The organism is Halobellus rufus, from assembly GCF_000739575.1.
Taxonomy (GTDB): domain Archaea; phylum Halobacteriota; class Halobacteria; order Halobacteriales; family Haloferacaceae; genus Haloquadratum; species Haloquadratum rufum.
On sequence record NZ_BBJO01000024.1, the window covers coordinates 19,072 to 46,071 of the forward strand.

General features: G+C 68.2%; 28 protein-coding genes, 1 tRNA gene and 1 pseudogene. 12 read left to right on the forward strand and 18 right to left on the reverse strand.

Features of this window, described 5'->3' with window-relative positions; genetic code table 11:
- Nucleotides 1–50: 50 nt before the first annotated feature.
- Nucleotides 51–335 (reverse strand): DNA-directed RNA polymerase subunit L, encoded by a 285-nt coding sequence (locus ACP99_RS10185; RefSeq protein WP_049986506.1) that lies wholly within the window; start codon nt 333–335, stop codon nt 51–53.
- Between the two features lie 26 nt (nt 336–361).
- Nucleotides 362–1,438, reverse strand: a complete 1,077-nt coding sequence (locus ACP99_RS10190; protein WP_049986507.1) for an MBL fold metallo-hydrolase — start codon at nt 1,436–1,438, stop codon at nt 362–364.
- Nucleotides 1,439–1,575: 137 nt separating this feature from the next.
- Here ACP99_RS10190 and ACP99_RS10195 point away from each other — a divergent pair, with 137 nt between their 5' ends.
- On the forward strand, nt 1,576–2,667 hold the full coding sequence (locus ACP99_RS10195; RefSeq protein WP_049986508.1) for a DnaJ domain-containing protein: 1,092 nt from the start codon (nt 1,576–1,578) through the stop codon (nt 2,665–2,667).
- Between the two features lie 352 nt (nt 2,668–3,019).
- Here ACP99_RS10195 and ACP99_RS10200 read toward each other — a convergent pair whose 3' ends face one another.
- From ACP99_RS10200 to ACP99_RS10210, 3 genes are all read right to left on the reverse strand, one after another.
- Nucleotides 3,020–3,649, reverse strand: a complete 630-nt coding sequence (locus tag ACP99_RS10200; protein ID WP_049986509.1) for a uracil-DNA glycosylase family protein — start codon at nt 3,647–3,649, stop codon at nt 3,020–3,022.
- A gap of 47 nt (nt 3,650–3,696) precedes the next feature.
- A complete protein-coding gene (locus tag ACP99_RS10205) occupies nt 3,697–4,167 on the reverse strand; it encodes a DUF5793 family protein (protein WP_049986510.1) in 471 nt (156 codons plus the stop codon).
- Nucleotides 4,168–4,384: 217 nt separating this feature from the next.
- A complete protein-coding gene (locus tag ACP99_RS10210; protein WP_049986511.1) occupies nt 4,385–5,293 on the reverse strand; it encodes a serine/threonine-protein kinase RIO2 in 909 nt (302 codons plus the stop codon).
- Between the two features lie 133 nt (nt 5,294–5,426).
- Between ACP99_RS10210 and ACP99_RS10215 the strand changes: the two genes are divergently transcribed.
- The 3 genes from ACP99_RS10215 (at nt 5,427) to ACP99_RS10225 (ending at nt 8,022) form a co-directional block, all read left to right on the forward strand.
- Entirely contained in the window at nt 5,427–6,251 is an 825-nt protein-coding gene (locus ACP99_RS10215; RefSeq protein ID WP_049986512.1) for a lipoate--protein ligase family protein, read from the forward strand.
- Nucleotides 6,252–6,323: 72 nt separating this feature from the next.
- Nucleotides 6,324–7,154: a deoxyribonuclease IV gene (locus ACP99_RS10220; protein ID WP_049986513.1), complete on the forward strand. Its 831-nt coding sequence runs from the start codon at nt 6,324–6,326 to the stop codon at nt 7,152–7,154.
- A gap of 64 nt (nt 7,155–7,218) precedes the next feature.
- The gene (locus ACP99_RS10225) at nt 7,219–8,022 is read left to right on the forward strand and encodes a class I SAM-dependent methyltransferase (protein WP_049986514.1); all 804 of its coding nucleotides are present in this window, start codon (nt 7,219–7,221) and stop codon (nt 8,020–8,022) included.
- 31 nt (nt 8,023–8,053) lie between these two features.
- Here the strand turns inward: ACP99_RS10225 and ACP99_RS10230 are convergent, their stop codons facing one another.
- Nucleotides 8,054–8,701, reverse strand: coding sequence for a DUF7095 family protein (locus tag ACP99_RS10230; protein WP_049986515.1), 648 nt, complete (start codon nt 8,699–8,701; stop codon nt 8,054–8,056).
- 299 nt (nt 8,702–9,000) lie between these two features.
- Here ACP99_RS10230 and ncsA point away from each other — a divergent pair, with 299 nt between their 5' ends.
- The gene (ncsA, locus tag ACP99_RS10235; protein WP_049986516.1) at nt 9,001–9,963 is read left to right on the forward strand and encodes a tRNA 2-thiolation protein NcsA; all 963 of its coding nucleotides are present in this window, start codon (nt 9,001–9,003) and stop codon (nt 9,961–9,963) included.
- 54 nt (nt 9,964–10,017) lie between these two features.
- Here the strand turns inward: ncsA and ftsZ are convergent, their stop codons facing one another.
- The 3 genes from ftsZ to ACP99_RS10250 form a co-directional block, all read right to left on the reverse strand.
- Nucleotides 10,018–11,220: a cell division protein FtsZ gene (ftsZ, locus tag ACP99_RS10240; RefSeq protein ID WP_049986517.1), complete on the reverse strand. Its 1,203-nt coding sequence runs from the start codon at nt 11,218–11,220 to the stop codon at nt 10,018–10,020.
- A 3-nt stretch (nt 11,221–11,223) separates the two neighbouring features.
- Entirely contained in the window at nt 11,224–11,403 is a 180-nt protein-coding gene (locus ACP99_RS10245) for a ribbon-helix-helix domain-containing protein (protein ID WP_049986518.1), read from the reverse strand.
- 211 nt (nt 11,404–11,614) lie between these two features.
- Nucleotides 11,615–12,244 carry a double zinc ribbon domain-containing protein gene (locus ACP99_RS10250; protein WP_049986617.1) on the reverse strand — a complete coding sequence of 210 codons (630 nt, stop codon included), beginning with the start codon at nt 12,242–12,244 and terminating at the stop codon, nt 11,615–11,617.
- A 123-nt stretch (nt 12,245–12,367) separates the two neighbouring features.
- On the opposite strand from ACP99_RS10250, the gene ACP99_RS10255 reads away from it, so the two are divergent.
- From ACP99_RS10255 to ACP99_RS10285, 7 genes and pseudogenes are all read left to right on the forward strand, one after another.
- Complete coding sequence (locus tag ACP99_RS10255) at nt 12,368–13,021, forward strand: HAD family hydrolase (RefSeq protein ID WP_049986519.1); 654 nt, start codon at nt 12,368–12,370, stop codon at nt 13,019–13,021.
- Nucleotides 13,012–14,021 (forward strand): annotated as a pseudogene (gene cbiB / locus ACP99_RS10260) (adenosylcobinamide-phosphate synthase CbiB). Before ACP99_RS10255 ends, cbiB begins: the two are co-directional and overlap by 10 nt.
- Complete coding sequence (gene cobS, locus ACP99_RS10265) at nt 14,012–14,797, forward strand: adenosylcobinamide-GDP ribazoletransferase (RefSeq protein WP_231554275.1); 786 nt, start codon at nt 14,012–14,014, stop codon at nt 14,795–14,797. Before cbiB ends, cobS begins: the two are co-directional and overlap by 10 nt.
- Nucleotides 14,797–15,423, forward strand: coding sequence for an NTP transferase domain-containing protein (locus tag ACP99_RS10270; RefSeq protein WP_049986521.1), 627 nt, complete (start codon nt 14,797–14,799; stop codon nt 15,421–15,423). The genes cobS and ACP99_RS10270 overlap by 1 nt, the downstream gene beginning before the upstream one ends.
- On the forward strand, nt 15,414–16,433 hold the full coding sequence (locus ACP99_RS10275) for a nicotinate-nucleotide--dimethylbenzimidazole phosphoribosyltransferase (protein WP_049986522.1): 1,020 nt from the start codon (nt 15,414–15,416) through the stop codon (nt 16,431–16,433). The genes ACP99_RS10270 and ACP99_RS10275 overlap by 10 nt, the downstream gene beginning before the upstream one ends.
- Nucleotides 16,423–17,430 carry an aminotransferase class I/II-fold pyridoxal phosphate-dependent enzyme gene (locus ACP99_RS10280; RefSeq protein ID WP_049986523.1) on the forward strand — a complete coding sequence of 336 codons (1,008 nt, stop codon included), beginning with the start codon at nt 16,423–16,425 and terminating at the stop codon, nt 17,428–17,430. The genes ACP99_RS10275 and ACP99_RS10280 overlap by 11 nt, the downstream gene beginning before the upstream one ends.
- A gap of 38 nt (nt 17,431–17,468) precedes the next feature.
- Complete coding sequence (locus ACP99_RS10285) at nt 17,469–18,230, forward strand: adenosylcobinamide amidohydrolase (RefSeq protein WP_049986618.1); 762 nt, start codon at nt 17,469–17,471, stop codon at nt 18,228–18,230.
- Nucleotides 18,231–18,458: 228 nt separating this feature from the next.
- On the opposite strand, the gene ACP99_RS10290 is transcribed toward ACP99_RS10285, so the two are convergent.
- From ACP99_RS10290 to ilvA, 9 genes are all read right to left on the reverse strand, one after another.
- Nucleotides 18,459–18,962 carry a DUF7549 family protein gene (locus ACP99_RS10290; RefSeq protein WP_049986524.1) on the reverse strand — a complete coding sequence of 168 codons (504 nt, stop codon included), beginning with the start codon at nt 18,960–18,962 and terminating at the stop codon, nt 18,459–18,461.
- Nucleotides 18,963–19,040: 78 nt separating this feature from the next.
- Complete coding sequence (locus ACP99_RS10295) at nt 19,041–20,030, reverse strand: ornithine cyclodeaminase family protein (protein WP_049986525.1); 990 nt, start codon at nt 20,028–20,030, stop codon at nt 19,041–19,043.
- A gap of 265 nt (nt 20,031–20,295) precedes the next feature.
- Nucleotides 20,296–21,942, reverse strand: coding sequence for a thermosome subunit beta (gene thsB, locus ACP99_RS10300; protein WP_049986619.1), 1,647 nt, complete (start codon nt 21,940–21,942; stop codon nt 20,296–20,298).
- 308 nt (nt 21,943–22,250) lie between these two features.
- Nucleotides 22,251–22,424, reverse strand: a complete 174-nt coding sequence (locus tag ACP99_RS20530; protein ID WP_197052429.1) for a hypothetical protein — start codon at nt 22,422–22,424, stop codon at nt 22,251–22,253.
- Between the two features lie 174 nt (nt 22,425–22,598).
- Nucleotides 22,599–22,679: transfer RNA gene (locus ACP99_RS10305), tRNA-Ser, on the reverse strand.
- 27 nt (nt 22,680–22,706) lie between these two features.
- On the reverse strand, nt 22,707–22,910 hold the full coding sequence (locus ACP99_RS10310; RefSeq protein ID WP_049986526.1) for a hypothetical protein: 204 nt from the start codon (nt 22,908–22,910) through the stop codon (nt 22,707–22,709).
- Between the two features lie 88 nt (nt 22,911–22,998).
- Complete coding sequence (locus ACP99_RS10315; protein ID WP_081927413.1) at nt 22,999–24,069, reverse strand: cytochrome d ubiquinol oxidase subunit II; 1,071 nt, start codon at nt 24,067–24,069, stop codon at nt 22,999–23,001.
- Complete coding sequence (locus ACP99_RS10320) at nt 24,062–25,504, reverse strand: cytochrome ubiquinol oxidase subunit I (RefSeq protein WP_049986527.1); 1,443 nt, start codon at nt 25,502–25,504, stop codon at nt 24,062–24,064. Before ACP99_RS10320 ends, ACP99_RS10315 begins: the two co-directional genes overlap by 8 nt.
- 181 nt (nt 25,505–25,685) lie before the next feature.
- A complete protein-coding gene (gene ilvA, locus ACP99_RS10325; RefSeq protein WP_049986528.1) occupies nt 25,686–26,897 on the reverse strand; it encodes a threonine ammonia-lyase in 1,212 nt (403 codons plus the stop codon).
- Nucleotides 26,898–27,000 lie beyond the last annotated feature (103 nt).

Here is a 27,000-nt window from a genome sequence, read left to right on the forward strand (position 1 = left end):
AGTGCCAGAGCGACTGGGACGGAGGTCCCGGCAGAGCCGACAGCGCCCGACTACGCGGCCGACTCGAACTCCGCGGAGAAGTCGTCCATCTTCGTCTGGACGCTCCGGGAGGCGTCGCCGAGCGCGTCGAGCGGATCGACGCCCGCTTCCGTCTTGATCGAGAGAATCGGTTCGGTCTGTCCGCCCGACTGCTCGGGGTTCACGTCGTAGGTCGCAGCGGCGACGCCCTCGGTCTCCAAGAGCGCGCCTTTGATCACGTTCATAAACGTGTGGTCCTCGCCGGCGACCTCGATGCGGAGTTCCTCGTCGGTCTTGTCGATGACCCGCAGTTCCATAGAACCTCGTTGTCGGTCACAGCGTTTCAGTATTTCGTCTTCGGGAACAGCGCCGAGACGTCGGGATCGCGGTCGAGCAACCGATAGGCGACGCTGCCGCGTTGGCCTGCATCCCCCCGAGCAGCCGTGCCGTCGCGATCGACGACGCCGGCGTGTTCGAGGTGGTCTAAGTGCGCGAACGCCTCCCCCGGACCGTGGAGGATGTGGATGTCTTCGAGTTCGCCGAACAGGTGCGCGCTGACGGTCCACGCGTCCGCGGGGCCGTGTTCGCGCAGCACGTCGACGACGCGTCGCGTCCGCTCGACGTGGTGCGAGCGGATGACGCGCGCGCGCTCGGAGGGCTCCGCGATCGGGTCGCGGTGCCCCGGCCACGCGAAGTCGAGGTCGCGGGCGATGAGGCGGTCGAGGCTGTCGACGTAGCGTTCGAGCGGCCGCTCCACTCGGAGGTCCGCACCGCCGACGTTCGGCGTGTACTCCGGGAGGATGACGTCGCCGACGAACGCGACCGAACGCGGCTCCGATTCGCCCGGCTCGTCCGCGTCACCCTCGGGAAGCGGGAGTTCCTCGCCCTCGGTCTCGTACGTGAAGGCGACGTGTCCGGCGGCGTGCCCCGGGAGGTGCCAGACGCCGAGTTCGCCGTCGCCGGCGGGAACGCTGTCGCCGGCGGCGAGCGTCTGCACGTCGCTGGGATCGCCCGCGACCCCCGCGAAGTTCGCTTGGACGTCCGCCAGCTCCGTCCGCTTCCCGGCGGGGATCCCCCACTCGTCGAACCGCCGCTCTCTGAGTTGTGTGAGGGCCTCCGTCGCTGCCTCGTCGCCGGCCACGAGCGGCGCGTCGTCCTCGTGGACGCGGACCGTCGCTCCCGACTCCGCCTGCAGTTCGCCGGCAAGACCGCTGTGGTCGGGATGCCAGTGCGTGAGGAGGATCTGATCGAGGTCTGCCAGTTCGACGCCGGCGGCGGCGAGGCCGTCGAGGAGGTCCGACCGGACGTCGGCCATCGCGATGCCGACGTCGATCAGCGTTGTCACCGCCCCTTCGAGCAGGTACACGTTGTTTTGCCCCTCGAAAACCGTGTTTTCGAGCTGAATCCGGGTGACGTCCATACTGCGTAACCCGCTCGGACGACTATGAGGATTACCATACCGTACCCCGCGGCAATTTCCGCAGACGGGTGCGACGTCGGGGCGTCGGTCACGTCGGTACATTAAATTCGGTCGCTCGCAAACCGCGCTGACAGGGGATGGAAGATTTCTACGACCTGCTGGAGGTGTCCCGCGACGCCTCGACCGAGGAGATCAACCGCGCGTGGCGGCGAAAGGTCCGGCGCTATCATCCCGACGTCAACGACGACGCGCGGGCGACCGCGCAGTTCAAGACGCTGAAGAAGGCCCACGAGGTGCTCTCGGACGAAACCGAACGCGCCGCCTACGACCGGATGGGCCACCGGACGTACGTGAAACAGCGTTTGGACGGGCTGCCGACCGGGCCGGCCCGGCCGACCGAACCCCGACCGGGGACAGCGGCGGGGACCGATCGCGAGTCCTCGGCCGACGACGAGACGGCCAGCGGATCGAAATCCAGCGGTCGGGACCGAACGGACCGACGCCGCTCCCACCGGACGCAGTCGGAAGCGAACCAGTCCACGCGATCGGAGTCCGAGCGGACCCGTACGGCCGGGACGTCGTCGACGACAACGACCGGAGGGTCGTCGAGACCGACGGGCGAGACGTCGTCGAGTGCGGCGAGCGGGGCATCGTCGAGGACGACGACCGGGGCGGGAGGCCACGTCGGCTCCGGGAAAACGGGCCGATCCGGGTCGACTGCGGCGTCGAGGGCCGAAACGACGCGGCAGTCGCGGCGGCTCGTGACGCCGCTGCTGTACGCGTGGATCGGCGTGCTGCTCGCCGGCGGGCTCTATCTCGCCGGGCTGTGGCAGTATCTCGGGGCGAACGCGGCCGCGCTCGCGACGCTTCGCCGTGCGGCACTCGCCGATCCCGCGGCAGCGGTCGTCGGATCGTCCGAACTCGCCGGGCCGGCGGCGGTCGCCCTCGCTGCGACGCCCGATGCGCCCCTCTCACTGCTCTTTCCGATCGGAGTCGTCGCGCTCGCGGTCGTACTCGCGGCGGTCGTGGTCACCTTCGGACGCGGGCTGTCCTACCTGTATGCGGCCGGGGGTGTCGCCCCGCTTATCGCGCTCGCGGCCGACACGGCTGTGTCGCTTCCTGACGGCGTCGTCCTCGCTCTCGTCGTGCTCTCCCCGGCCCTCGCGACTGCGGGGTTCCTCCTCGACGTCGGCCGTGTGGCACTCACTACCCGCACGCCGCGCTCGTGACTCGCGATCGCTCCGTGAGAACGTCCGTAGGTCTGAGTCAGCCAACAGCGCTAGTGAAAGGAAACGGGGCCGCGTCGAGCGGGCCCCTGACTGACCAAGCCACTGCGAAGAGCACCAGTCTCGCAGCTCCTTACCTGACGCGCCCGGTTCGACCACGCGCGTCGACTGTTTGTTTTCCGTTTGGCCTCAAAAGTGCTGTGATAGAACTAATTTCCGCCCGGTACTAGCCGGATTTCAACTACACGATCGGTTTTGCACAGAATGCGGTACAAAATATGACAACTGCGTTTCTTCCCCTCGTGAGCAGGCGACGACCACCAACTTTTCATCCGTGAACTGGATGTCCGGTGGATTACCGGACGAGGTACGGATCGTCGCCGGGACTGAAGCGGCCGAGGTCGGCCTCGCGTCGGTAATCCGTCGACCGGAGCGTCTCGATTCCCTCGACGAGCCCTTCGTGGTGCGTGTCGTCCCACCACGCGGGATCCGCGATCGGGACGACGAGGAAGCCGCTCCCTCTGATCTCGGTCGCGTGCAACCGCTCCATATCGACCTCGGTCTTCCACGCCTGTGCGGTGTAGGTTTCGAGCACGTGGGCAGTCGCGCGCGCGCCGACGGGCAAGAGCACGTGCGCGGCGATCGCACGGAGCTCCGCGTCGAAAAATCGCTCGAGGTCGTCGTACGAGGACTGCGTCGGCTCCTCGACGTCGGGTGCGCACATGTGCAGGTACGAGAAAAACGTCCGAACGAGATCGGGCTGATCGCCCGCTTCCCGCAGGAGCCCGGCCTCCTGCAGCGCCGCCTGAAGTCGGCGTCCCGACTCGTTGGTGAACGGAACGCCGGTGTCGAGCCCGCCGTGAACGCCCGGGTGATCGCCGATGACGTGGAAGTCGGCGTTCGCGTCCCCGTATCCGGGAACGAACCGGTCACACGGCGGCCGCATATCGAACGGGTTTCGGATGCGATCGGTGACGTTCTCCACGCTGACGGGGTAGTAGCGGTTCCGTTAAAACCGGTCCGGTTGCCCGTTCACAGCTCGACGCCCGAGGGGATCAGGCTGTGTGACCGGAGCAGATTGCCGTCGGCGTCGTAGACGAGGAACGTCTGTTTCTCGTAGACGACCGCCTCCTCGCCGTCGATGCGGACTTCCACCCGGTAGCGTCCCTCGTCGGCGGCGTCCCGGCCGTACTCGCGCGCCGCACGGATGAACGCGAGGACGTCGTCGGCGGACTCGTTGAGTTCGAGGACGAAATCGCCGGTGATGCGGTTGGTGACGCTCACCACGCCGGCCGCGTCGGGGTCCTCGAGGGGATCCTGGAGTCTGAACGCGACGTCCGTCTCGCTCGCCTCGAGATAACCGCCCGTCGGATCCGAGAGTCGCCGCTCGAGTACGTCGTTCGGCCCGTGAAAGTCGATCCGGACCTGCGGCTTCTTGGGGTCGCCGCCGTCGTCGACCCACGAGACGTTCTCCACGTCCAGCTCGAAGTAATCCCGCCTCATTCCGTACGTCGAGATTAGACGCCATCGTGTATGAACGTAACGCCCGCGTCAGACGCCGCCCGGGTCGACGACGGCGTGGCGACGGTACGTCGGAACGACGACGTGAACGCCGATCGACCCGTTTCTAGATTCGGTATTGCACTATACGATTTATTTGCTGGGAGACAGGCCCTCCCGACACCATCGTGAGAACGGGCGTATGTGTCGAGAAAGACGGTTAGACCACGTGTTCTCGGACGCTCTCGAAGTCGTCGCTGGCGACGCGGTCCGTGATCGCACTCGCGTCGAGATCGGGCATCGATCCGGGGTACTTGCGCTCGAAGTACGACAGGAGGTTATCGAGGTCGCGCCGGACGAGTTCGCGCGCGTTGTCGTGATCGGTGGGCACGGCCTGGGGCCAATCGAAGATCGTCACTCCCGACTCGCTCACTGCGACGTTGTACTCGCTCATATCCGCGTGGACGTATCCGGCGTCGTAGGCTGCCGCGATCTCTCGGACTATCAGATCGAGGACGCCGAGGACCTGTTCCTCCGGTAGTTTCGCGCGGTGAAGTTCGATCCCGTCGAACTTGTCCATCACGATAGCGTGCCGGTTCTGGTCGATCGGTCGCGGAACCGATACGGCAGGGAACAGCGCTTCCAACGTCTCGTACTCGCGTTCTGCGGCCTTTCGAGCGGTGTAGAGCCACGACACGTGTTGGTTATCGGACGTGTAATCGCGCTCGCGCATCACCTCGCGGAAGTTCGTGTAGCCCTCCCTGTGGAACTTCAGCGCGAGCGGGCGATACGACTGCACTTCGAGGACGTCGCTCTCCTTGCCGACGCCGAGCGGCGCACCGACGCCCTCGATCGTATCGCGCTCGGCGAAGGCCCGCAGCGCGAGCGCGTCGTATCCCTCCGCAGTGAGGGTGTACCCTTCGTACTGGATGGTCTTTCGTTCGATCAACTCTCGTGTCGCACACCGATCGAGCCGGTAGTCGACCTCCTCGGCGGTCAGATTCGAGAGGGAGGGGAGCTTCTCGCGGTTGACCCACTCCGAAAAGCGCATCCCGTGTTCGACGCCGGAGAGGAGATAGAAGTCCTCGGGTTCGAGCTCGGTCATCAATCCGGCGACATTCCGCACCATACCGGTAGTGAGCGGGCGACGCGTAAAAGGTCCGCGAGTCGGCTGTCCACCCAAATAAACCATATAATGCTATGTGAAATTTGTGTAGCCACCGCGACGAAATTGCTTTCCCGAACCGGCCGTAGCTTCCAGTATGACCGCCGAGAGTGGCCCGCTCGCGGACCGTCAGTGGCGGTTGATCCGCGAGGAGGCCCGCGACGGACCGATGCAGATGGCACTGGACGAGATCGCAGCCGAAACCGCCGCCGCGGGCGGACCCCGGACGGTCCGCGTGTACCGGTGGTCGCCGAGCACGCTCTCGCTCGGCTACGGACAGGACCCCGACACCGTCGATTGGGCGCACTGCGACGAGGAAGGCGTGTCAGTGACCCGCCGACAGACGGGCGGCGGCGGCATCTACCACGACGTCGACGGGGACGTCTCCTACTCGATCACCGCGCCGAAATCGGAGCTCCCGGGCGATCTGATGGACGCGTATCACCTCCTCTGTGAGCCGATCTTGGAGGCCTTCGAGCGCGTGGGCGTCGACGCCGACTACGTGAGCGAGTCGGTCCCGGAGATCTGGCGGCCGGCGTGCTACCTCCGGCAACTGCACCCGGCACACGACATCGTCGCCGAGGGTCGGAAGCTCAGCGGAAACGCCCAGTACCGCCGCCGCGACGCCGTCGTCCAACACGGCTCGCTCACGTACTCCGTCTACGCCGACGACCACCTCGGCGTGTTCTCTGGCCACGGAGTGTCGCGAGAGCAGTTCGAAGAGCGCGTCGTCGGCGTCGACGAACTGGCGGACGTCTCCCGCGAGGATCTGGTCGCTGCAGTCGAAGAATCGCTCGCAGACTGGGCGGACGCCGACGTGGGATCGTGGACCGACGGCGAACTGGAGCGCGCCCGCGCCCGAGTCGAGGAGAAGTACGGGAACGACGAGTGGGTCCGTCGCCGTCCGGACGATCGATCCTGATACGAGAAGAGCACGAAGTCGGGCGCGAGGATACTCCGAAGTGGCTTTACTCCCGGAGCGACAGCGAAAGGTATGCGAGTAGGAGCACACGAATCGATCGCCGGCGGCGTCGCCAACGCCGTCGATCGACAGCTGGAAGACGGCGGGAACTGCGGACAGATCTTCACGCACTCGCCGCAGGTGTGGCAGAATCCCGACATCGACGACGACGACGCGGCGGCGTTCCGCGAGCGGTCGACAGAACACGACGTCGGCCCGTGGGTGATCCACTCCTCGTACCTCGTGAACCTCTGCACGCCGAAGGAAGACCTTCGGGAGAAGTCCGTCGACTCGATGCAGCGGGAGGTCGACGCCGCGGCGCAGCTGGACGTCCCCTACGTGAACGTCCACCTCGGCGCGCACACCGGCGCGGGCGAACAGCAGGGGCTCGACAACGCCGTCTCGGCGCTCGACGAACTCGACGTGCCCGAGGGCGTCACCGTGCTCGTCGAGTCCGACGCCGGTTCGGGGACGAAGATGGGCGACGACTTCGCGCATCTGGGGTACGTCCTCGAGGAGAGCGCACAGGACCTCGAAGTCTGTCTCGACACCGCCCACGCCTTCGCCGCGGGCTACGACCTCTCGACGCCCGAAGGCGTCGACGAGACCGTCGAAGAACTCGACGCCGAGGTCGGCCTCGCGAACCTCGCGTGCGTCCACCTGAACGACTCGAAACACGAGTGCGGCACCAACAAGGACGAGCACGCCCACATCGGCGAGGGCCTGATCGGCGAGGAGGGGATGTCCGCGTTCGTCAACCACCCCGACCTCGTCGACGTCCCACTCGTCTTGGAGACGCCGAACGAGGACGGGAAGGGCTTCGCGTGGAACATCCAGCGCGTTCGCGACCTCCGAGCGGACTGAATCGCGTCGTCGCTACCGAGGCCGGACCGACCCGCTTTTGACGGTCCCGCCGGTACGGAGGCGCGTGCGGAAGTTCTCGCCGGACTACCTTCGTCGGACGCGGGCGGGGATGTGGGACGGCTCACGCGAGGCGCTCGCGCCCCTCTCGCTGGGCGACAGGAGGCGGATTCTCGACGCCGGCGCGGGAACGGGCGAACTCGCCCGCGTCCTCGATTCAGAATCGCCGGGCGAGGTGGTCTGTCTCGACGCCGACCCGGAACTCCTCGGCATCGCGCACGAGGAGACGGGGCTCGACGCCGTCGCCGGAGACGCGACGCGTCCGCCCTTCCCCGACGACACCTTCGACCTCGTCGTCTGTCAGGCGCTGCTCGTCAATCTCCCCGACCCGACTGCGGCGCTTCGCGCGTTTTCGGAGCTCTCGACCGATCTCGTCGCCGCGATCGAACCCGACAACGGCGACGTCGGCGTCGACTCGACCGTCGACAGCGAGGTCGAGTTGGAAAAGCGCGTCCGAGCGGCGTACATCGAGGGCGTCGCGACCGACGTCTCGATGGGCGACCGACTCGTCTCGCTGTTTCGCGAGTCGGGGCTCTCCAAGATTCGAACGCGACGCTACTACCACCGGAAAGTGACCGAACCACCGTACGACGAGGGAGCGCTGGCGGCCGCGAGACGGAAAGCCAGCGGCGGCGCGCTCGAACAGCACGAGCGAGAGTTGCGAAAGACGCTCTCGGCGGACGAGTACGACGCGCTCCGAAGCGAGTGGCGCGAGATGGGCCGAGCGGTCATCGAGGCGATGCGCGAGGGGACGTACCGCCGCGCGGAGGTCGTCCCCTTCGACGTGGTCGTCGGCAGCGTCGACGGCTGACGTCGGTCCGCGGTGCTGTTGGGGGCCGCGTTCAGACGACGTCGCCGCGAACCGTCCGTCCCGACTGGGAGGCGCGGTAGTTCGAGACGGCCTCGGCGGCCTCCGCGGCGGTGTCGTCGTCCAGTCCGAGCATCGACAGCGCCTCCGGCAGCGTCGGGAACGCGAACTCCCCGCCGCGGAGCTTCTCGAACGCAGAGTCGGAGCGCTGCCCCTCGGCGTACAGACAGACGCCGCGCGGGTCGAGTATCTCCTCGTAGGCGTCGCGGGCGAGCGCCCCCTTCAGCCGCTGTCGGACGTTGTCCTCGAAGGGAGCGTTGCAGACCTCCAAGTGCGCGGACTCGTCGTCGTCCGGGAGCAACTGCGCCGCGAGGCACTTCTCCGGCGCGGCGTACCCGCTCGCGTTCGTCCGCAGCAGTTCCGGGTTGTTCCCGGCCCACTCCGCCGAGACGGTCTGCCCGACGCCTTTGACGCCGTGGGCCGTCTCGAACGTCTCCGCGGCGTCGGAGTCGCCGCCGAGCAGCAGGTCCTTCGTCACGTAGACGTCGAGTCGCTCGACGGGATCGAGTCCGAGCGCGACGTCGCCGTACACCCACACCTCGCGTATCGGGACCGGAACCGATCCGTCTTCGACGACGTCGACGATCGATTCGAGTCGCGCCAGTGCCCGCGAGCGTTCCATAGTCGTCGCAGGGCTGCTGGGGTGGAATGCGTTTCGACGGACGGAGGCAGAGTTGTCAATACGTCTGAAATATCCGCTCGGCACTGCGGTTTCGGAGGACCTTTCACTACGGTGTCCCTACACACGCCCGGCACCTCGGGGGTGTCGATCGACCGGTCACCAGCGGTGACCACTCGGGGCAACGCTACCTCGGGGTGCCTTCCCCCCATCCCCCCTCTCCCTCGATCACGCGTTCCCCGTTTTTCTCGGCTCGAATCGAGACGAAACCCGTATCCTCCCGCGTCGCCAACGCCGGATCGATGGAGTGCGACAAGTGCGAGCGCGACGCGGTGATGCACGCGGGCTACTCCGGCGCGCACCTGTGTGAGAAGCACTTTTGCGCCTCGGTGGAGAAGCGCGTCCGGCGACGGATCCGCCGCGACGACCTCGTGCCGAGAGACGCCTCGCCGGAGGATCCCGAGCGGTGGGTACTCGGCCTCTCCGGCGGCAAAGACAGCGTCGTGCTCGCGCAGATCCTCGACGACACGTTCGGGCGAGATCCGCGCATCGAGATCCTCGCGCTGACGATCCACGAGGGGATCGAGGGCTACCGGGACGCGAGCGTCGACGCCTGCGTCGAACTCGCCGACGACCTCGACCTCCGCCACGAGCTCGTGAGCTACGAGGAGGAGTTCGGCGTGCGGATGGACGACGTCGTCGAGGACGACCCCGAGGGGATGGCTCCGTGCGCGTACTGCGGCGTGTTCAGGCGGGACCTGTTAGAAACGTACGCCGCGGAGTTCGACGCCGACATCCTCCTGACCGGACACAACCTCGACGACGAGGCGCAGACGGCGCTGATGAACGTCTTCGAGGGCGACGTCGAGCAGATGGCGAAGCACTTCGACGCGAGCCTCGGCCCGTTCGACGAGCGCACGGAGTCGCCGCACTTCGTACCGCGGGCGAAGCCGCTCCGGGACATACCCGAAAAGGAGGTCGCGCTGTACGCTCACCTCAAGGACCTGCCCGCCCACATCACGGAGTGTCCGCACGCCTCGGAGGCGTTCCGCGGGGAGATCCAGGAGTTGCTGTTGAAGCTGGAGGAGGACCACCCCGGCACGCGGCACTCGATCCTCTCGGGGTACGAGGAGATCGCGTCGATGGCGGCCGATCGGTACCGCGGGGAGTCGACCGCCGAGATGCGCGAGTGCGAGCGCTGCGGGTCGAAGACGACGCGCGACGTCTGTCGGAAGTGCCGGCTGCTGGAGTCGCTCGCGGTGTAAAAACGGGAAGACTGGAGACGACGGCCGATGGTCAGTCGGTGTCGGACCCGACGACTACCGGATGACGTCGAGGCCGTTCTGTTTCTCGCGCTGCTCCTGTCCGCCGTCGGACTGCCAGGAGCCGCCCGTCGCAGTCGAGTTGGGCTGCGTCTGCGAGACCTGCGTGTTCTCTGCGGCATCGAACTCGGAGGAGTCGATGCTCTGTCTGGACTTGTCGGCCTGCTTCTGCGTCGAGGGGCCGAGCACCTGCGCGGACTGGACGCCCGTCATGATCGCCATCACGCGGACTTTGCCCTTGTACTCGTCCCGGATGCGCGCGCCCCAGATGACGTTCGCGCGCGCTTCCAGCCGCTCGGTGATGTTGTTCGCGATGCCCTCGGCCTCCTTGAGGGTGAGGTCCGGGCCGCCCGTGATGTGGACCAGTCCGCCGGAAGCCCCGCGGTAGTCCACGTCCAAGAGCGGGTGGTTCATCGCGTCGTTGACCACTTCTTGGGTCTTGTTCTTGTCCTGGGTCTGTCCGACGAGCATCACCGCGACGCCGCCCTGATCCATAATCGTGGACATGTCCGCGTAGTCCAGGTTGATCAGCGACGGCTGGGTGATGGTCTCGGAGATCCCCTTGACGGTCTCGGCGATGATCTGGTCCATCACCGAGAACGCCTTGCCGATCGGGAGGTTCGGGACGTAATCCAGGAGGCGGTTGTTGTCGAGAACGATGATCGAGTCGGCCTCGTTGCGGAGCTTCTCGAGCCCCTCCTCGGCCTTCACCGTGCGGGCGCGCTCGACGTTGAACGGCGTCGAGACCATCCCGACGACGATCGCGCCCTGCTCTTTGGCGATCTTCGAGACGACCGGCGCGGCGCCGGTGCCCGTCCCGCCGCCCATCCCGGCGGTGACGAAGACGAGGTCTGCCTCGCCGAGGACTTCCTTGATGGTCCCCTGGGCCATCTCGGTCGCCCGTTCGCCCATCGAGGGGTCGCCACCGGCTCCGAGACCCTGCGTCAGCGACTTGCCGACGAGGATCTTGGTGTCGGCCTCGATCATCTTGAGGTGCTGTTTGTCGGTGTTGATCGCGACCGTGTCAGCACCGTCGACGCCGATGTTGTACAGACGGTTTACCGTGTTGTTGCCTGCGCCGCCGCAGCCGACGATGACGATTCGGGGATTACCGAACTCGTCGTCGCCGTCCGGGGCCTCGGCTGCCTGTTCGCGCTCTTCCTCGTCGCGCTGCATAGCCTCTCTGACGATATCTTGCATAGATTACACCTTGGCCCACGTGTGTTTGGTCGGCGACTCGCGTCCGTCGGCCTGCTGTTCGTTAATCATCTCGCGAACAGCCGAGCGGATCGCCTCGGACCGGTTCGGAAACTCCCCGGTCTCGACCATCTGTTCGACCTCCTCGATCTGCTGCTTCGGAATTCGTAGTGTCACACGCTCCATATTTGCATTCCCCCGGTAAGACGGCGCGCACACCCCGTGCGAACGTCTTACACCCCCGAAATCGGTAGACAGCGGGGACATCCCCGTTCCGAGATGGGCTGTAAGACGACCGTCTTACGCAGACGTTACCACAGAGCGACACCTTATAAATGTAACGCTGGATGTAAGACAAAAGCGTCCGAATCGGCGTTTACTCGGATACTGACCGCGTTTACGTCCGTTCTAGGACGTCTGCCGCGGACGTCCGACGTCCGCAGCCGGGGCAGAACGCCCAGTCCGATCGGAGTTCGTCGCCGCACTCGCAGAACACCCTGTGGGACGCCTTCTCCCCGCAGTTCGGGCAGTAGACGTGATCGGCACTGACGTCTTCCCCGCACTTTTCACAGGGCTTCGATCCGACGTCGTCCGCCGCGTCTGCGGGTCGCGTCTTACGCTCCGATTCGTCCGTCGGGATCGACGTCTGCGTCCGACTCGAAGCCTCGTCTGTCGCAGCGTCTGCGGCCCGCACGCCGTCGAGTCGCAGATTGACGTTGAAGTCGTGGGCGGGAGGCTGCCGCGGGAGGCGGTCCGCGAGCAGTTCGTCGATCCGTTCTTCGAGGAGGTCGTCGACCCGCTCTCGGATGAACGCGTCGACGGTCCCCTCCGACTCGTTCGAGGCGACGTCCTCAGCTGAGCCGTCGCCTGCCTCGTCCGTCAGGTCTTCGTGTTGCTCGCTTACGTCACGGTCCGCGCCGTCGAGGTACGTGCGCAACGCCTCGCGCATCGCCTCGCTCTTGGAGGTGTCGAGCGCCTCCAACCGTTCGACGAGGTCGTCGTCGGCACGGAACGTGATTTTACTCATCGGTTGCATATGTGCAAGCCAGTATTTGAATCTTCCTTCGTGTCTGACGGCTGTCAGCCGCGTCGACACGCGAGGTGCCACCGCTCCGGCAAATTCAAGTCGATTTTCATCCATCCAACTGTAGTGGCAGTCACGTTCGATCTCTTCGGCACGCTGGTCACGGTCGACGCGCCGGCAGACCCCGCTGCGGCGGTCGCGACCGAACTCCGCGCCCGCGACGTTCCCGTCCCGGAGGACTGGGCGGCCGCCTACGCGGAACCGCACGTCGACGCGCCGAGCGGTGCCGAAGTCCCGCTTCCCGCGCACGTCGCCGCCGCCCTGCGATCCCGCGACGTCGTCGCACCGAACAACGCCGCCCGACGCGCCGTCGTCGCCGCGTTCGACCCGAGCGTCGAAACGCGGGCGGGCGCGGTCGAGGCCGTCGAGGCCGCCGCCGCGTGCGGGCCGGTCGGGCTGCTGTCGAACTGCTCGGTCCCGGAACTCGCCTCGCGGACGCTGATCCGATCGGGGCTCGACCGCGCGGCGTTCGACGCCATCGTGACCAGCGTCGGCTGCGGGTGGCGCAAACCGCACCCGAAGGCGTTCGAGACGATCGCCGACCGCCTCGACGCCCGTCCGAAGGCGCTCGTCCACGTCGGCGACGACGAGGCGACCGACGGCGGCGTAGCGGACGTCGGCGGGACTTTCCTCGACGTTTCGAGGGAGGGGAACGACCCCAGGTCGGTCGCCGAGCGGCTTCGGGACGGCGACCTCGGAGGCGATGACTCGTGCCCGTGACGGCGACCGTCGCAGTCGTGTCGGCGGCCGTGCTGGACGCGCTGTTCGCGGAGCCGCCGGGGCGGGTCCATCCGGTCGCGCTGCTCGGGCGCGTCGTCGCGAGGGTCGACCGGCGGTGCGACGGCAATTCCCGAGCGTCTGACGGGGTGCGCCCGCGGGTCGTGGGCCTGCTCGTCGCGGTCGCGTTCCCTCTCGGATTCGCGTCCGTGGCCGCGGCCGCCGTCTGGCTCGGCGGCGCGGTGCACCCGTGGTTCGGGGCGGCGGTGGCTGCGGGCGTGCTCTTCTCGACGACGAGCCTGCGGCTGTTGCTCGACAGCGCGCGGACGGTGATCGAGGAGAGCGACGCCGACCTCGACGCCGCGCGGATGGATCTCCTCGCGCTTGCGGGGCGCGACGCCGACTCCCTGGACGCGGCGCACGTCCGCTCGGCCGCGGTCGAGAGCCTCGCGGAGAACCTCGCAGACGGTCTCGTCGCGCCGCTCGTCGCGTTCGCAGTCGTCGCGGCAGCCGTCAGCGCGCTCGCACCGCTCGAACCCACGTCCCCGTCCGCGCTTCCGCTCACCGCGGGCGCGGCGGCGGCCGCGTGGGTGAAAGCGGTCAACACGCTGGACTCGATGCTCGGGTATCGATCGAAGCCGATCGGGTGGGCACCCGCACGGCTCGACGACTCGTGATGTGGCTCCCGGCGCGGCTCTCCGCGCTGTTTCTCGCCGTCGCCGCGGCCGCTCCGGCGGTTCCACTCCGGCGCGACCTCAGAGCGCTCGCCCGCAGGCCGTCGTCGCCGAACTCCGGGTGGCCGATGGCGACGATGGCGGCGCTGCTGCCCGCGCGGTTGCACAAGCCGGGCGCGTACGACCTCGATCCGAGTCCGTCCCCGAGGAGGTCGACGGATTCCGCCGCCTCGCTTCCGGACGTCGCGAGCGCGGCGCGAGCCGTTCGACTCACGCGACGCGCGGGCGCACTCGCGTTCGGGCTCGCGGGGGTGATCGCGTGGCTCTGACCGCTCTGTCGACTGTGCTCACGGCGTTCCGCGGGGCGCTCGGGTTCCTCACCCGGCTCCCCGTCGGCGGCGACAAGGCGGCCTGGCACGCGTTCCGCCGGACGCCGGCCTCGCTCCCGCTCGTCGGCTACGTCGTCGGCGCGCTCGCGGCGCTCTCGTTCGTCCTCCCGGTTCCGGTCCCGACCGCCGTGGCGCTGTATCTCGTCGCACTCGTTCTCCTCACCGGCGTCACGCACGCCGACGGGCTCGCCGACCTCGGCGACGCCGCGGCGGTGCACGGCGGCGTCGACGTCGCGCGCAGGCGCGAGGTGCTCAAGGACTCCCAGACCGGCGTCGGCGGCGTGCTGGCGGTCGCGCTCGCGTTCGTGACGCTCGGGCTGGGGGCGCTCGGACTCGCGGGCACGCTCCCCCGCGTCGCGTTCGCGCTCGCGCTCGCCGCGGAAGTGGGAGCGAAGGCTGGAATCGCGCTGCTCGTCTGCACCCGAACGGCCGCGCACGAGGGCCTCGGCTCCGCCCTGGTCGAGGGGGCGACGCCGGGCGATCTGATCCCCGTCGCCGCGGCCGTCGTCCCCGTTTTGGCGGTCGCCGCAGTCACCGGCGCGGGGTACCTCGCCGCGTTCGCGGCGCTCGCCGCACCGCTCGGCGCGGCGTGGTTCCTCGGCCGCTGGGCGGACGACGCACTCGGCGGGATCAACGGGGACGTCCTCGGCGCGGCGAACGAACTCGGGCGCGTCGCCGGCGTCCACGCGGGGGTGATCGCGTGGACGCTCTGGTGATGTGCGGCGGGCGCGGGACTCGGCTCCGCGGCGATACGGACGACGGTCGCGGTATCGAGGCCACCGAGAAGCCGCTCGTCGAGATCGGCGGCGTCTCGATGTTCGACCGCGTCGTCGACGCGCTGTCGGGGAGTCAGATCGGACGGAGCGAGGCGGGAGAAGGGACGATCCGCGCGGTCGTCTCACCGAACGCGCCCGCGACGGCCGAACGCGCCCGGGAACGGTCTCTTCCAGTCGTGGAGACGCCGGGTGAGGGGTACGTCGACGACCTGAACACCGCACTCGAAGCGGTCGGTCGCCCCGTGCTGACGGTCCCGGCGGACCTCCCGCTGCTCGCGCCCGAACACGTAGACGACGCCGTCGAGCGCGCTCGCAGCGCGCACTCGTCCGCGACGGCCGAACCCGAACCGACGTCGCTCACGGTCTGCGTCCCCGCGGCGCTGAAGCGACGGCTCGGCGCGTCGCTCGACACCGCCTTCGATCACGGTGGGCGGTCGGTCGCGCCGACCGGGCTGAACGTCGTCGGCGGCGACGACGACACCGTGGCGTTGACGTACGACGCCCGCCTCGCGGTCAACGTGAATCGACCCGAAGACGTCGCGCTCGCGGAGGACCTGTGCGAGTGATCCTCGTCGCGGGCGCGACCCGCACGGCGGAGATCGACGGCATCAGCGCCGCGGGGGCGACCCGCGACCTGCTCTTGCACACCCCGAGCGCCGACGCCGAGATCCTCGCGTACGGCGACACGGTGCGCGCGCCCGTGACGCCGGTGAGTCCGACGGGCTGTCCGACGCCCGCGGTCGTGACGCGCGGAGTCCGGGAGCTCCTCGGCTTCGACGTGACCGTCGTCGACGGGGGCCTCGCGCGTCCGACGGGCGCGCCGACCGTCTCGGTGGGCGCGCGTCCCGGCCGCGACGTCCGCGAACCGGACCCCGTCCAGACCGGCCCCGGGGCGTTCGCGGCCGCGAGGGAGTTCGGCCGCTCGCTGCCGGACGACCGGGTCGTCGTCGGCGAGACGATCCCCGGCGGGACGACCACGGCGCTTGCCGTCCTCCGAGCGCTCGGCGAGGACGCCGTCGAGTCGACGTCGTCGTCGCTGCCGGAGAACCCACTCGAACTGAAGCGCCGCGTCGTCGACGCCGCCTTCTCCTCGTCGGACCTCGAGCCCGGAGCGGCCGCGCACAACCCCGAGCGCGCGGTCAGGTACGTCGGCGACCCGGTGCTGGCCGTTGCCGCGGGACTCACCGCGGGGGCGCTCGAATCCGGGACCGACGTGGTCCTCGGCGGCGGGACCCAACTGCTCGCGGTCGCTGCGCTCGTTCGCCACGCGGGCGTCCCCCGGCGCGCGACGCTCGCGACGACGACGTATCTCGCCGACGACGTGCCGGAGTTAGAGAGTGCGGCCGAGGCGCTCGGCCTCGACCGCCGCGTGTCCGATCCCGGCTTCGGCATCGACGAGGCGGGGCCGCTGTCGGCGTACGCCGACGGCGTCGCCAAGGAGGGTGCCGCGATGGGCGGCGCGCTCGCGCTCGCCGACGAGGCCGGACGGCTCGGGGAGGTGACCGACGCGACCCGGGCGGTGTTGGACCGCGTGACCGACGGCGAGCGGGAGGGGAGGACGGCCGATGGACCCTGACAGCGTCGCGGCGGTCGGTCGCGTCCCCCACGGCGGCAACGACGACGCCGACGTGATCGACTTCAGCGCGAACACCAATCCTGTCAGGCCCGACGGAGTCGCCGACGTCTACGAGGCAGCGTTCGCCGAGTCGACCCGCTACGCCGACGGGTTCGACGACTTCCGGACCGCCGCCGCCGACTACGTCGACTGCGATGCTGAGGACGTGATCCCGACGGCCGGCGGGCTCGCGGCGCTGCGGCTCGCCTTCGGCGTCACCGTCTCCCCCGGCGATCGGGTGCTCGTCCCCGAACCCAGTTTCGGCGAGTACGCGCGGGAGATCAGGCTGCAGGGCGGCGAGGCAGTCGGCGTCGCACACGGCGAGTTGCTCGATCGGGACCCGACAGACTTCGCCGCCGCGGTCGTCTGTACGCCGAACAACCCGACCGGCGAGCTCGCGGACCCCGAGCGGCTCCGGGCGTTCCTGGAGGCCTGTCGCGACACCGACACGCCGCTGATCGCCGACGAGGCCTTCCTCGATTTCACCGACGCACCGAGCCTCGCCGGCGAGGCGGGTGTGATCGCGGCTCGATCGCTGACCAAGATGTTCGGCCTGCCCGGGATTCGCGCGGGGTTCGCGGTCGCGACCGGCGACCTCGGCGACCGGCTGCGGGCCGCCCGCCCGACGTGGGGGCTGTCGACGCCAGCGGCGGCCGTCGGGACGTACTGCCTCCGGCAGACGGAGTTCGTCGAGCGCACGTGCGAGCGGGTCGCGAGCGAGCGCGAGCGGATGCGCGAAGCGCTCTCGGCGCGATACGACGTCGCGCCGTCGGACGCGCCGTTCCTCCTCGTCGACGTCGGCGGGGAGTCGGTCGACGCGGTGCTCGATCGAGCGCGTCGTCGCGGGATCGCGATCCGCGACGCGCGGACCTTCGCGAGGTTGGACTCGCACGTGCGCGTGGCCGTGCGTCGACCGCACGAGAACGACCTGCTGCTCGACGCGCTGCTGGACCGATGAGCGATATGTCTGGCGGGCGGAAACCTGCAAACGATCCGATCTTCGAGACGACCGTTCGCGATGAGGTTTGCCGGCTCTCCCGGCCGGGCACGCGGTGGCTCTCGACGGGATACGGCGGCGGGGAGTCGGTCGGGGACCGCGCGTTCCTCGTGTCGGTGCCGGAGGGCTGGGACGACGTCGACGTGGCGGCGTACGTCGTCCGTCGTCGCCGTGACGCCGGCTTCGACGAGGCAGCCGATCCGGCGGACGCGCCGCTGGACGCCGCACCGGCGCTCCTCACCGGCGTCTCGATGCGTCACGCGCGACGCGCCCGACTCGGACCCGTCGAGGCGATCGTCACGGCGGGCGTGAGCAACCCGGCGGCGTTGCCGATTGCAGCGGCTGACGGGAGCGAAGCGCAGGCGGGCGAGCGCGTCGACGAAGCACAGCACGACGGCACGGTCAACGTCGTCCTCGGGACGACGCGGTCGCTCGCGTCGGGCGCGCTCGCGAACCTCGTCGCGGTCGCCGCCGAGGCGAAAGCGGCGACGCTGCTCGACCGGACGGGCTTTCCGGGGACGACCTCCGACGCGGTGCTCGTCGGCTGCGACCCCGAGGGCGAGTCGGCGACGTTCTCGGGGAGCGCGACGCCGGTCGGGTCGGCCGCGCGCGCCTGCGTCCGCGACGCCCTGCTGGCCGCGTTGGACGCGAGGTACGGCGACGAGGAACCGCCCGACACCGTCGAGAAGGCGGAGTACGGCGTCGTGACGGGTGAACGGGCTCGCGTCAGTCGGATTGGGGACGACGCGCAGAGAGACTGAGCCGTCGCTGGCGGCCGGGTTCTGCACCGCCTCGCGGCGCTCGTGGGGGCTGGCGAACAGTCGGCACCCGCGCGCGACGACGGCCCCGCCACCGTCGTCGCCGTCGCTCCCGCGTCGGCGTGCCGAGCAATCACGGCCCGACGCGGGACGGTCATCAGATCACACGACCGCTGGCCGCTCGATCGCATATAAAATCTCGCCGGGCACGTGACCGATCGTCACAGGCCCCTACGTTCGGTCCACCGTCAGCAACAGACCACCGAAGACGAACAGGAGGAGGACGCCGATCGGCAGGGGGAGCCCCGGGAACCCGCGCGTCACGAGGAGGTACGTGGACGCGGCGAAGAGGACGCCGGTGAGCGTCAGCAACCCGCCGAGCAGTCGAACCGGATCGAACGGACCGCTTTCGACGCGCTCCTCGGCGCGGTAATACAGGAGCGAGAGCACGACCGCGAGCGCGAGTACGAGCGCGCCGGCGGCCCAGACCTGATAGGCCGCTTGGATCGTCTGGCCGGCCTGAAACGCCGTCGCCGAGAGCGGATCAGAGACGCTGACGCCGCGAGCGGCGGGCACGCCGTAGGCGTAGCGGATCTGAAAGAACGGGAACCTGACGAAGAGAACAGCGCCGCCGGAGACGCCCGTCGAGTACGTGACGTTCCACGGCACGAGCGCGGCGATCCACGTCGAGACGACGGCCAGCGCCCCCGCGTACTCCGATCGAACCCAGACCATACCTGCCCACCGTCTGCCGGTCTGTAAAAGCTACCGGAGCGGCGGGTCGCGAGGCCGGCGTCGACGCGGACCGTCGACCTACGCGAGACCGAGCAGGTCGAAGGCGTATCCGTTGCCCTTCTCGGTCGCGTGCTCGTAGACGACGTGGGCCGCGGCGACGTCCTGGATCGCGAGTCCGGTCGAATCGAAGACCGAGATGCCGTCTTCGGCCGTCCGTCCCGACTTCTTCTCGGTGACGATCTCGCCGACCGAGCCGTAGATGTCGTCGTCCGCGAGGACGCCCTCGCTCCAGGGGACGTTGATCTCGCCGGAGTGCGTCGTCTGCTCGTAGTCGTCGATGACGAGCTTCGCGTCGAGCAGGATCTCGTCGGCCAGTTCGTGTTTCCCCTCGGCGTCCGCACCCATCGCGTTGACGTGCGTGTGCTCGCCGAGGTCCTCGCGGTCGACGATCGGCGATTCGACGGGTGTGACCGTCGAGAGGACGTCGCAGGAGGCGGCCTCCTCGATCGATCCCGCGCGGACGTCGAACTCGTCCTCGAAGGTGTCGATGAAATCGGCGACGCGCTCCTCGTCGAGATCGGAGACGACGACCGTCTGGATGTCGCGGACCTCCGCGATAGCGCGGAGTTGGGTGTAGGACTGCACGCCCGCGCCGACGATTCCGAGGGAGGTCGCGTCCGGGACAGCGAGGTGGTCGGTCGCGACGGCCGCGGCCGCGCCGGTGCGGAGCATCGTCAGCTCTCGGCCATCCATGATCGACAGCGGCACGGCGGTTTCGGGGTCCGAGTAGATCATCGTCCCCAGCACCGTCGGCAACTCGAACTTCTCGGGGTTGTCGGGGTGGACGTTCACCCACTTGACGCCCGCGGCGTCCCACTCGCCCGCGTCCAGATACGCCGGCATCGACCGGAAGTCGCCGTTGTACTGCGGCAGGTCGATGTACGATTTCGGCGGCATCTGCGCGTCGCCGCGCTCGAAGGCGGCGAACGCGTCCTCGATCGCCGGCACGAGCTCACTCATCGACGCGTTCTCGTGGACGTCCGTCCCGTTCAACAGGAGCGTCTCCATACCTCCGGGTTCGTGGGAGATACACTTAACTCATCGCATTTCTGGATAGGATACCACTGAGGAGAGCTAAATGAGATATCTATCTAAATATACTCTGTCTAGTGGATTCTTTTGGGTGGCGTAGCCACTGTTGTTGACAGCGCTGGCCACGCCGAAGCGACGCGCTAGGGGCGATTCGGCGTCGAAAGAAGATCGGTTGCAGTCGGACGGAGCCGACGAAGCGGTGCGGTGGCGTTCGGGGGAGAGGGTTCCTACGGGACTGCGCTCACATCGCGCCGCCCATACCGCCCATGCCGCCCATACCACCCATGCCGCCGCCGGGTGCGCCGCCTTCTTCCTCGCCGTCGCCGCTGGTGCTCAGCTCGTCGGCGGCGATGATGTCGTCGATCTTGAGGACGAGGTTCGCGGCCTCGGTGGCCGAGGAGAGCGCCTGCTCCTTGGAGTGGGCCGGTTCGACGACGCCGGCGTCGAAGGTGTCCTCGACGTCGCCGCTGAAGACGTTCAGGCCCGCGCGGACGTCGCCGTTCTCGTGGGCCTCGCGGAGGCTGACGAGCGTGTCGATGGAGTCGAGACCGGCGTTCTCCGCGAGGACGCGGGGTACGAGTTCGACCGCGTCGGCGAAGGCTTCGACGGCGAGCTGCTCGCGGCCGCCGACGGAGCCGGCGTAGCTACGGAGCCGCCGGGCGAGTTCGACCTCGATGGCGCCGCCGCCGGCGACGACGCGGCCGTCGGAGACGGTCGTCGAGACGACGTCGAGCGCGTCGGTGACGCCGCGCTCGATCTCGTCGACGACGTGGTCGGTCGAGCCGCGCAGCAGCAGCGTGACGCCGTGGGACTCGTCGTCGAGACCCTCGACGTAGAACAGTTCGTCCTCGCCGTCGCGGCGGACCGAGCCGCGACCGAGGTCGGCCGCTTCCAGGGTGTCGAGGTCGGAGACGACGCTGCCGCCGACGACGTCACGCAGGAACGCGATGTCGGACTTCTTCGTCCGGCGGACCGCGAGGATGCCCTCCTTCGCGAGGTAGTGCTGGGCCATGTCGTCGATGCCCTTCTGACAGAAGACCACGTCGGCACCGGAGTCGACGATCTGCTGGACCTTCTGCTTGAGCTGTTTCTCCTCCTGATCGAGGAACTGCTGGAGCTGATCGGGGGACTCGATGTTGACCTGCGTGTCGACGTCGGCCTCCTCGATCTCGATCGGTTCGTTGAGGAGCAGCACGTCGGCCTCGTCGAACTCGGTCGGCATGTCGTCGTGGACGGCGTCCTTGTCGATGACTGCGCCGTTGAGCAGTTCGGACTCGGCGGTCGAACGCCCCGTCTGCGTCTCGATGTTGGCGTTCGCGAGGTCGACGACGTGGGAGCCGTCGTCGGCCTCGACGGTCACCGCGCTGACGGTGTCGACGATGAGGTCGGCGAGGAGGTCCTTGTTGAGTTCGGAGCTCTTGCCGGTCATCGACGTCTCGGCGACCTTCTTGAGAAGTTCCGTGTCGTCGGGCTCGACGTTCTCGGCGATGTCGTCGACCTGCGCGCGGGCCTCCTGGCTCGCGAGGTGGAAGCCCTTGATGATCGCCGTCGGGTGGATGTCCTGTTCGAGGAGGTCCTGCGCGTTCTTGAGGAGTTCACCCGCCGTCGCGACCGCGGTCGTCGTTCCGTCGCCGGCCTCGTCCTCCTGGGTCTCGGCGACCTCGACGATCATCTCGGCCGTCGGGTTGTCGATGTCCATCTCCTTGAGGATAGTGACCCCGTCGTTCGTGATGGTCACGTCTCCCATCGAGTCGACGAGCATCTTGTCCATCCCTTTCGGGCCGAGTGTCGAGCGTACTGCCTCCGCGACTGCCCGAGCGGCCTGAATGTTGTACTCCTGCGCGTCGCGGTCCTTGACGCGCTGGGCGTCCTCGCCCATAATGATCATCGGCTGACCCTGCTGCATTCGCTGACTCATAGACATCGACTGATTGTTTGTGATTCTATAAAAAAGCACCGTTTTCGGCCGTTTCGTGGATCAGCACAGAGAGCGCGTGTTAGCACGGTAAACCGCACAAATCGGTTACTCAACGCCGATAGCGTGTGATATAGTGTGACACGGATGGCCACGAGAGTCGTACCCGTGGACGTCGATTTAAGTACCACTCCGTGCGCCGAGCGACAGAGACGGGTCTCAGCGCGGTACTAAGCAAAAAATGAGCGGCGCGGTTCGGCGCGTCCGCAGACCGTCCTCGGTTACAGTTCCTCGGGCAGTTCGTCGGCGACGAACGGCCGCTCCCCCGACGGCTCGAACGGCGGGAGCTCGTCGTCGGTATCGAGCGCCTCCATCTCCTCCTCGTAGAGTTCCTCTTGGAGCTGGCTGCGTTTGTTCCGGCCCTTGCGCTCCCGGCCATTTTTCGTATCAGGCATTGTCAACCGTGTCGACGCCTCGCACACTCATTAACTTTGTGGAGCGTCTCAATTTTCGAAAAGGAAGCCTCGCGGTCGTCATCCACGTCGACGACACGGATCACCGTCCGGCGTCACGAATCACGTTCGTTCACTCGACGGCGACACCTCTCGCGAGGGTAGCGATTCGAGAAACGCCAGGACAGGGATTTGAACCCTGGATCCCAGAGGGAACACGCTTTCCAGGCGTGCGCCTTACCACTCGGCCATCCTGGCTCGAACGGAGGTAACCTACTGAATCGTTTAAGTCCTTCCCTTCGCCGCGAGTCGCGGCTCGGCGACGTACGAAATTCCGCCGACGGCGACGCCGATGCCGACGGCGACGCCCCCCGCGAACGGCAGGCCGACCCCGAGCGGCTCGACGAGCAGCCGGTAGCCCTGCACGAGCACGAGGAACGTCAGCGCGCCGACGAGCCCCCACAGGAGCGCCGATCGAGTGCGAGTCACGTCCGGAGGGAGCCGTCCGACCGGCTAAAATCTCTCGTTCCGGCGTCGAGTCCGATGATCACGACGGCAGCGCCGGACGCGAGGTCGTTCACTCGCCGGCGTAGCCCTCGCCCTCCTCGACGGGCCCCCAAAACGCCGAGTAGAGCACGACGAAGTACGCGAACACGAGCGGGAGCAACAGCGCGGCCCCGACGCTCATCAGGTTCAGCGGGATCGTCGAGACGATCGCGTCGGCGACGGTCAACCCGGTCACCGGGTCGATCACCGGATACAGGACCGAGGCGATCAGCGCGACCAGCCCGTAGGTGAGCCCCGCGGTCGCAACCAGCGCCCCCACGTACGACTCCCGCCGCATCGCGACGACGTAGGCCGCGCCGAGTCCGACGCTCGCGACGAGGAGCGCGAGCGTCGCCGGCGCGATCAACGTCCCGCGGAGGTCCGGCCGCGTCGCGAGGAGGTACGCGACGGCGACGACGACGAGTGCGAGGTACGCGAAGAGCGCGCGGGGGCCGTAAGCGGTCGTCTCCCGCTGAACCCGTCCTCGGGTCTTCAAGCCCAGGAAGGCGGCCCCGCCCGTCGTCGAGAGGGCCACGAGCGCGACCCCGACGACCACCGAGGGGATCGAGACGAGCGCCGTCGCGCCCAGCAGCCAGTTCGCGGCGAAGATCCCGAGAAACAGCGGCGCGGCCGTGCTGCCGACGACGAACGCCCGGCCCCACCAGCGCTGCCACGCGTCGTCGTGGCGCTGCTCGTACATCTCCGGGGCGAGCCCGCGGACGATCAGCGCGCCGAGGATCGCGAACATCAGCAGGTAGTGCCGGCTGAACAGCGTCGCGTACACCGCCGGAAACGCCGCGAACAGCGCGCCGCCGAAGACGACGAGCCACACCTCGTTGCCGTCCCAGAAGGGACCGATCGCCGCCAGCAACTGCTCGCGGTCGGAGGGCGAGTCCCGGGTCGCGAAGAGCACGCCCACGCCGAAGTCGAACCCGTCCAGAAAGAGGAACGTCCCGAGGATGAAGAAGACGAGCGCGAACCACAGCTCCGTCAGCGGGAGGCCGAACAGCGGCCCGTCGGCGAGCCAGCCGGCCTGCAGCGCGACCACCGGGTCGACTATGGCGGGTCCGAGACCCGCGGCCGCTGCGAGGGAGTCAGTCATCCTCTCCTCCCGCAGCGGCCGCCTGGCTGCTCGACGCAGGCCGATCGGACGCGTCGTCGACGGAGCGTTCGTCGATCGCGGGCGGGCCGGCCCGCACGATCCGAGCGACCACGTAGGTGTACAGTGAGAGCAGGCCGAGGTAGACGACCCCGAAGCCGACGAGCGTCAGCGTCGCCTCGAACCCGGTCAGCCCCGGCGAGACGCCGTCCGCGGTCTTCATCACGCCCTGAATCACCCACGGTTGCCTGCCGACCTCGGTGACGATCCAACCGAGTTCCACGGCGAAGATGCCGAGCAGCGACGAGGCCATCAGCGACTTGTGCAGGAGGTCGTCTTCGCGCAACTGCCCGCGCCACCAGCGATAGCCCGCCCAGAACGCCAGCAGCACGAACCAGAAGCCGAGAGCGACCATCATCCGGAACGACCAGAAGACGATCGCGACCGGCGGTGCCTGCGTTTCGAACTCGTTCAATCCGGTGATCTCCGCGGAGGGATCGCCGCCGCTGACGAGCCACGAGGCCCCCCCGGGGATCCCGATTCCGAATATCTCCTTCGCGCGCGGGTTCAGGAGGTCGTCGAGGTCCGTCGGGACGGCGAAGATGTACTCGGGAACGTAGCTGTCGGTCTCCCAGACGGCCTCCATCGCCGCGAACTTCTGCGGCTGGGTCTCGGCGACGTGTCGCGCGTACGCGTCGCCGTGGAGCACCTGAAACGGCGCGGTCAGCAGCATCACGACGATCGCGACCTTGAGGGTCGTCTCCCAGAACTCCGGGTGATCGACGGGGTATTCCCAGTGGTAGTGTCTGAACAGGTGGTAGGCGGCCACGCCAGCCATGAACAGCGCCACCGAGAGGACCGCGGCGTTCTGCATGTGCACGAACATCCACGGGAACCGCGGGTTCGCGTAGGCGGCGATCGGATCGACGAGCGAGACGATCGTCTGCCCGTCCTCGACGACGAGTTCGTACCCGCGGGGCGTCTGCATCCACGAGTTGGCCACGAGGATCCACACCGCCGACAGCCACGTTCCCAGACCGACGGCCACCGCGGAGATCATGTACAGCACGTCGCCGACGCGCTTACGGCCGAAGACGAACACGCCGAGGAACGTGGCCTCGAGCATGAACGCCATCATCCCCTCGACGGCGAGCGGGCCGCCGAACAGCTCGCCCGCGGCCGTCGAGAAGGCCGCGAAGTTCGTCCCGAACTCGAACTCGAGGACGATCCCCGTCACGGTGCCGACGACGAAGGAGACGGCGAATATCTTCGTCCAGAACCGGCGTAGCTGCTCGTACACCGGTTTCCCGGTCCGAATGTCCTTCCACGTGAAGTAGACGAGAAACGGGGCGAGTCCCATACTCATCACCGGGAAGATGATGTGGACGATCGTCGTGAGCGCGAACTGGAGCCGACTGGCGAGAGCGGGTTCGATCATTTGTGGGCGGGGTCGCGTATCGGTAGGGACGGCCGGGCATATCCCGAACCAGTGTCAGACGCATCGCGGGTTGGCAGTGTTCGTCTACTAGAGTGCGGATGGTAATTATTCGGTCGGTAATTCTCGTAATTGGGGAACGGGAGATCGAACCTCGACCCGCTAGAGCGCCCCGAAACCGCCGCTACGCCAGCACTTCGACCTCGTATCCGGCCCCTCTGAGCGCGTCGAGCACCTCGCCGATGTGATCGTGACCGCGCGTCTCGATGTCGATCTCGACGTCGGCCTCGTTCATCGCCACGTCGCGGGACGTCCGGTCGTGCTGGATCGCGTAGATGTTCGCCCGCTTCGCGGAGATGATCTCCACGAGGTCCTGCAGCGCGCCGGGGCGGTCCTTGAGCACGGTCCGGATCTTCAGGTACCGGCCGGTCTCGACCAGCCCCCGGACGAGGACCGTCGTCAGCTGGTTCGTGTCGATGTTGCCGCCGCACAGCGCCGGGACGATCGTCTCGCCCTCGTTGTAGTCGAAGGTGTCGAAGAGCAGCGCCGCCAGCGGCACCGCGCCCGCGCCCTCGACGAGCGTCTTCGACCGTTCGAGCAGGTACGTCAGCGCCACCGCGATCTGCTCGTCGTCGACGGTGACGACCTCGTCGACGCGCTCGCGGATGACCTCGAAGGGGCGCTCGCCGACCTTCCGGGTCGCGATCCCGTCCGCGATCGTGTTGACCGCGTCGAGTTCGGTGATGTGGCCGGTCCGGACCGACTCCGGCAGCGACGCGGCCCCCTCCGCCTGGACGCCGATGACGCGCACGTCCGGCTTCCGGGCCTTGACGGCGGTTGCGATCCCGGCGATCAGCCCGCCGCCGCCGACGGGCACGACGACGGTGTCGACCTCGGGGCAGTCGTCGACGATCTCCAGGCCGATCGTCCCCTGCCCGGCCATCACCATCTCGTCGTCGAAGGCGTGCACGTAGGTCCGCCCCTCCTCGCGCTCGATCTCGTGAGCCTTCGACTGCGCCTCGTCGTAGTCCGCGCCGTGGAGGACCGTCCGCCCGCCGTAGCGCTCGGTGGCCTCCACCTTCGAGATCGGCGCGTGCTCCGGCATCACGATCGTCGCGTCGACGCCCGATCGACTCGCCGCGAGCGCGACGCCCTGCGCGTGGTTGCCCGCGCTCGCCGTGACGACGCCGGCCTCGCGCGCCCGGTCGTCGAGCGTCGCGATGCGGTTGGTCGCGCCGCGGATCTTGAACGCGCCGGTCCGCTGGAACGTCTCGAGTTTGAGGTGGACGTCCGCGCCGGTCATCTCCGAGAACTGGTGTGAGTACTCCAGCGGCGTCCAGCGGACCACGTCGTCGATGCGGTCGCGCGCCGCTTCGACGTCGTCGACAGAGAGCATATCGCTGGAAGGTAGCCGGTCGCCGGGCCTAAATCTTCGCGTCTCCGGTGCGTCCGGCGGCCGTACACGCCCGGGAGATGGGCGTCGCTCAGGGGCGTAGAGG

Bases quoted from the DNA above. Each gene is read 5' to 3' on its own strand.
- ACP99_RS10185 (WP_049986506.1), bottom strand. From the start codon at position 335: ATGGAACTGCGGGTCATCGACAAGACCGACGAGGAACTCCGCATCGAG.
- ACP99_RS10190 (WP_049986507.1), bottom strand. From the start codon at position 1,438: ATGGACGTCACCCGGATTCAGCTCGAAAACACGGTTTTCGAGGGGCAA.
- ACP99_RS10195 (WP_049986508.1), top strand. From the start codon at position 1,576: ATGGAAGATTTCTACGACCTGCTGGAGGTGTCCCGCGACGCCTCGACC.
- ACP99_RS10205 (WP_049986510.1), bottom strand. From the start codon at position 4,167: ATGAGGCGGGATTACTTCGAGCTGGACGTGGAGAACGTCTCGTGGGTC.
- ACP99_RS10210 (WP_049986511.1), bottom strand. From the start codon at position 5,293: ATGGTGCGGAATGTCGCCGGATTGATGACCGAGCTCGAACCCGAGGAC.
- ACP99_RS10215 (WP_049986512.1), top strand. From the start codon at position 5,427: ATGACCGCCGAGAGTGGCCCGCTCGCGGACCGTCAGTGGCGGTTGATC.
- ACP99_RS10220 (WP_049986513.1), top strand. From the start codon at position 6,324: ATGCGAGTAGGAGCACACGAATCGATCGCCGGCGGCGTCGCCAACGCC.
- ACP99_RS10230 (WP_049986515.1), bottom strand. From the start codon at position 8,701: ATGGAACGCTCGCGGGCACTGGCGCGACTCGAATCGATCGTCGACGTC.
- ncsA (WP_049986516.1), top strand. From the start codon at position 9,001: ATGGAGTGCGACAAGTGCGAGCGCGACGCGGTGATGCACGCGGGCTAC.
- ftsZ (WP_049986517.1), bottom strand. From the start codon at position 11,220: ATGCAAGATATCGTCAGAGAGGCTATGCAGCGCGACGAGGAAGAGCGC.
- ACP99_RS10245 (WP_049986518.1), bottom strand. From the start codon at position 11,403: ATGGAGCGTGTGACACTACGAATTCCGAAGCAGCAGATCGAGGAGGTC.
- ACP99_RS10250 (WP_049986617.1), bottom strand. From the start codon at position 12,244: ATGAGTAAAATCACGTTCCGTGCCGACGACGACCTCGTCGAACGGTTG.
- ACP99_RS10270 (WP_049986521.1), top strand. From the start codon at position 14,797: ATGTGCGGCGGGCGCGGGACTCGGCTCCGCGGCGATACGGACGACGGT.
- ACP99_RS10280 (WP_049986523.1), top strand. From the start codon at position 16,423: ATGGACCCTGACAGCGTCGCGGCGGTCGGTCGCGTCCCCCACGGCGGC.
- ACP99_RS10290 (WP_049986524.1), bottom strand. From the start codon at position 18,962: ATGGTCTGGGTTCGATCGGAGTACGCGGGGGCGCTGGCCGTCGTCTCG.
- ACP99_RS10295 (WP_049986525.1), bottom strand. From the start codon at position 20,030: ATGGAGACGCTCCTGTTGAACGGGACGGACGTCCACGAGAACGCGTCG.
- thsB (WP_049986619.1), bottom strand. From the start codon at position 21,942: ATGATCATTATGGGCGAGGACGCCCAGCGCGTCAAGGACCGCGACGCG.
- ACP99_RS20530 (WP_197052429.1), bottom strand. From the start codon at position 22,424: ATGCCTGATACGAAAAATGGCCGGGAGCGCAAGGGCCGGAACAAACGC.
- ACP99_RS10315 (WP_081927413.1), bottom strand. From the start codon at position 24,069: ATGACTGACTCCCTCGCAGCGGCCGCGGGTCTCGGACCCGCCATAGTC.
- ACP99_RS10320 (WP_049986527.1), bottom strand. From the start codon at position 25,504: ATGATCGAACCCGCTCTCGCCAGTCGGCTCCAGTTCGCGCTCACGACG.
- ilvA (WP_049986528.1), bottom strand. From the start codon at position 26,897: ATGCTCTCTGTCGACGACGTCGAAGCGGCGCGCGACCGCATCGACGAC.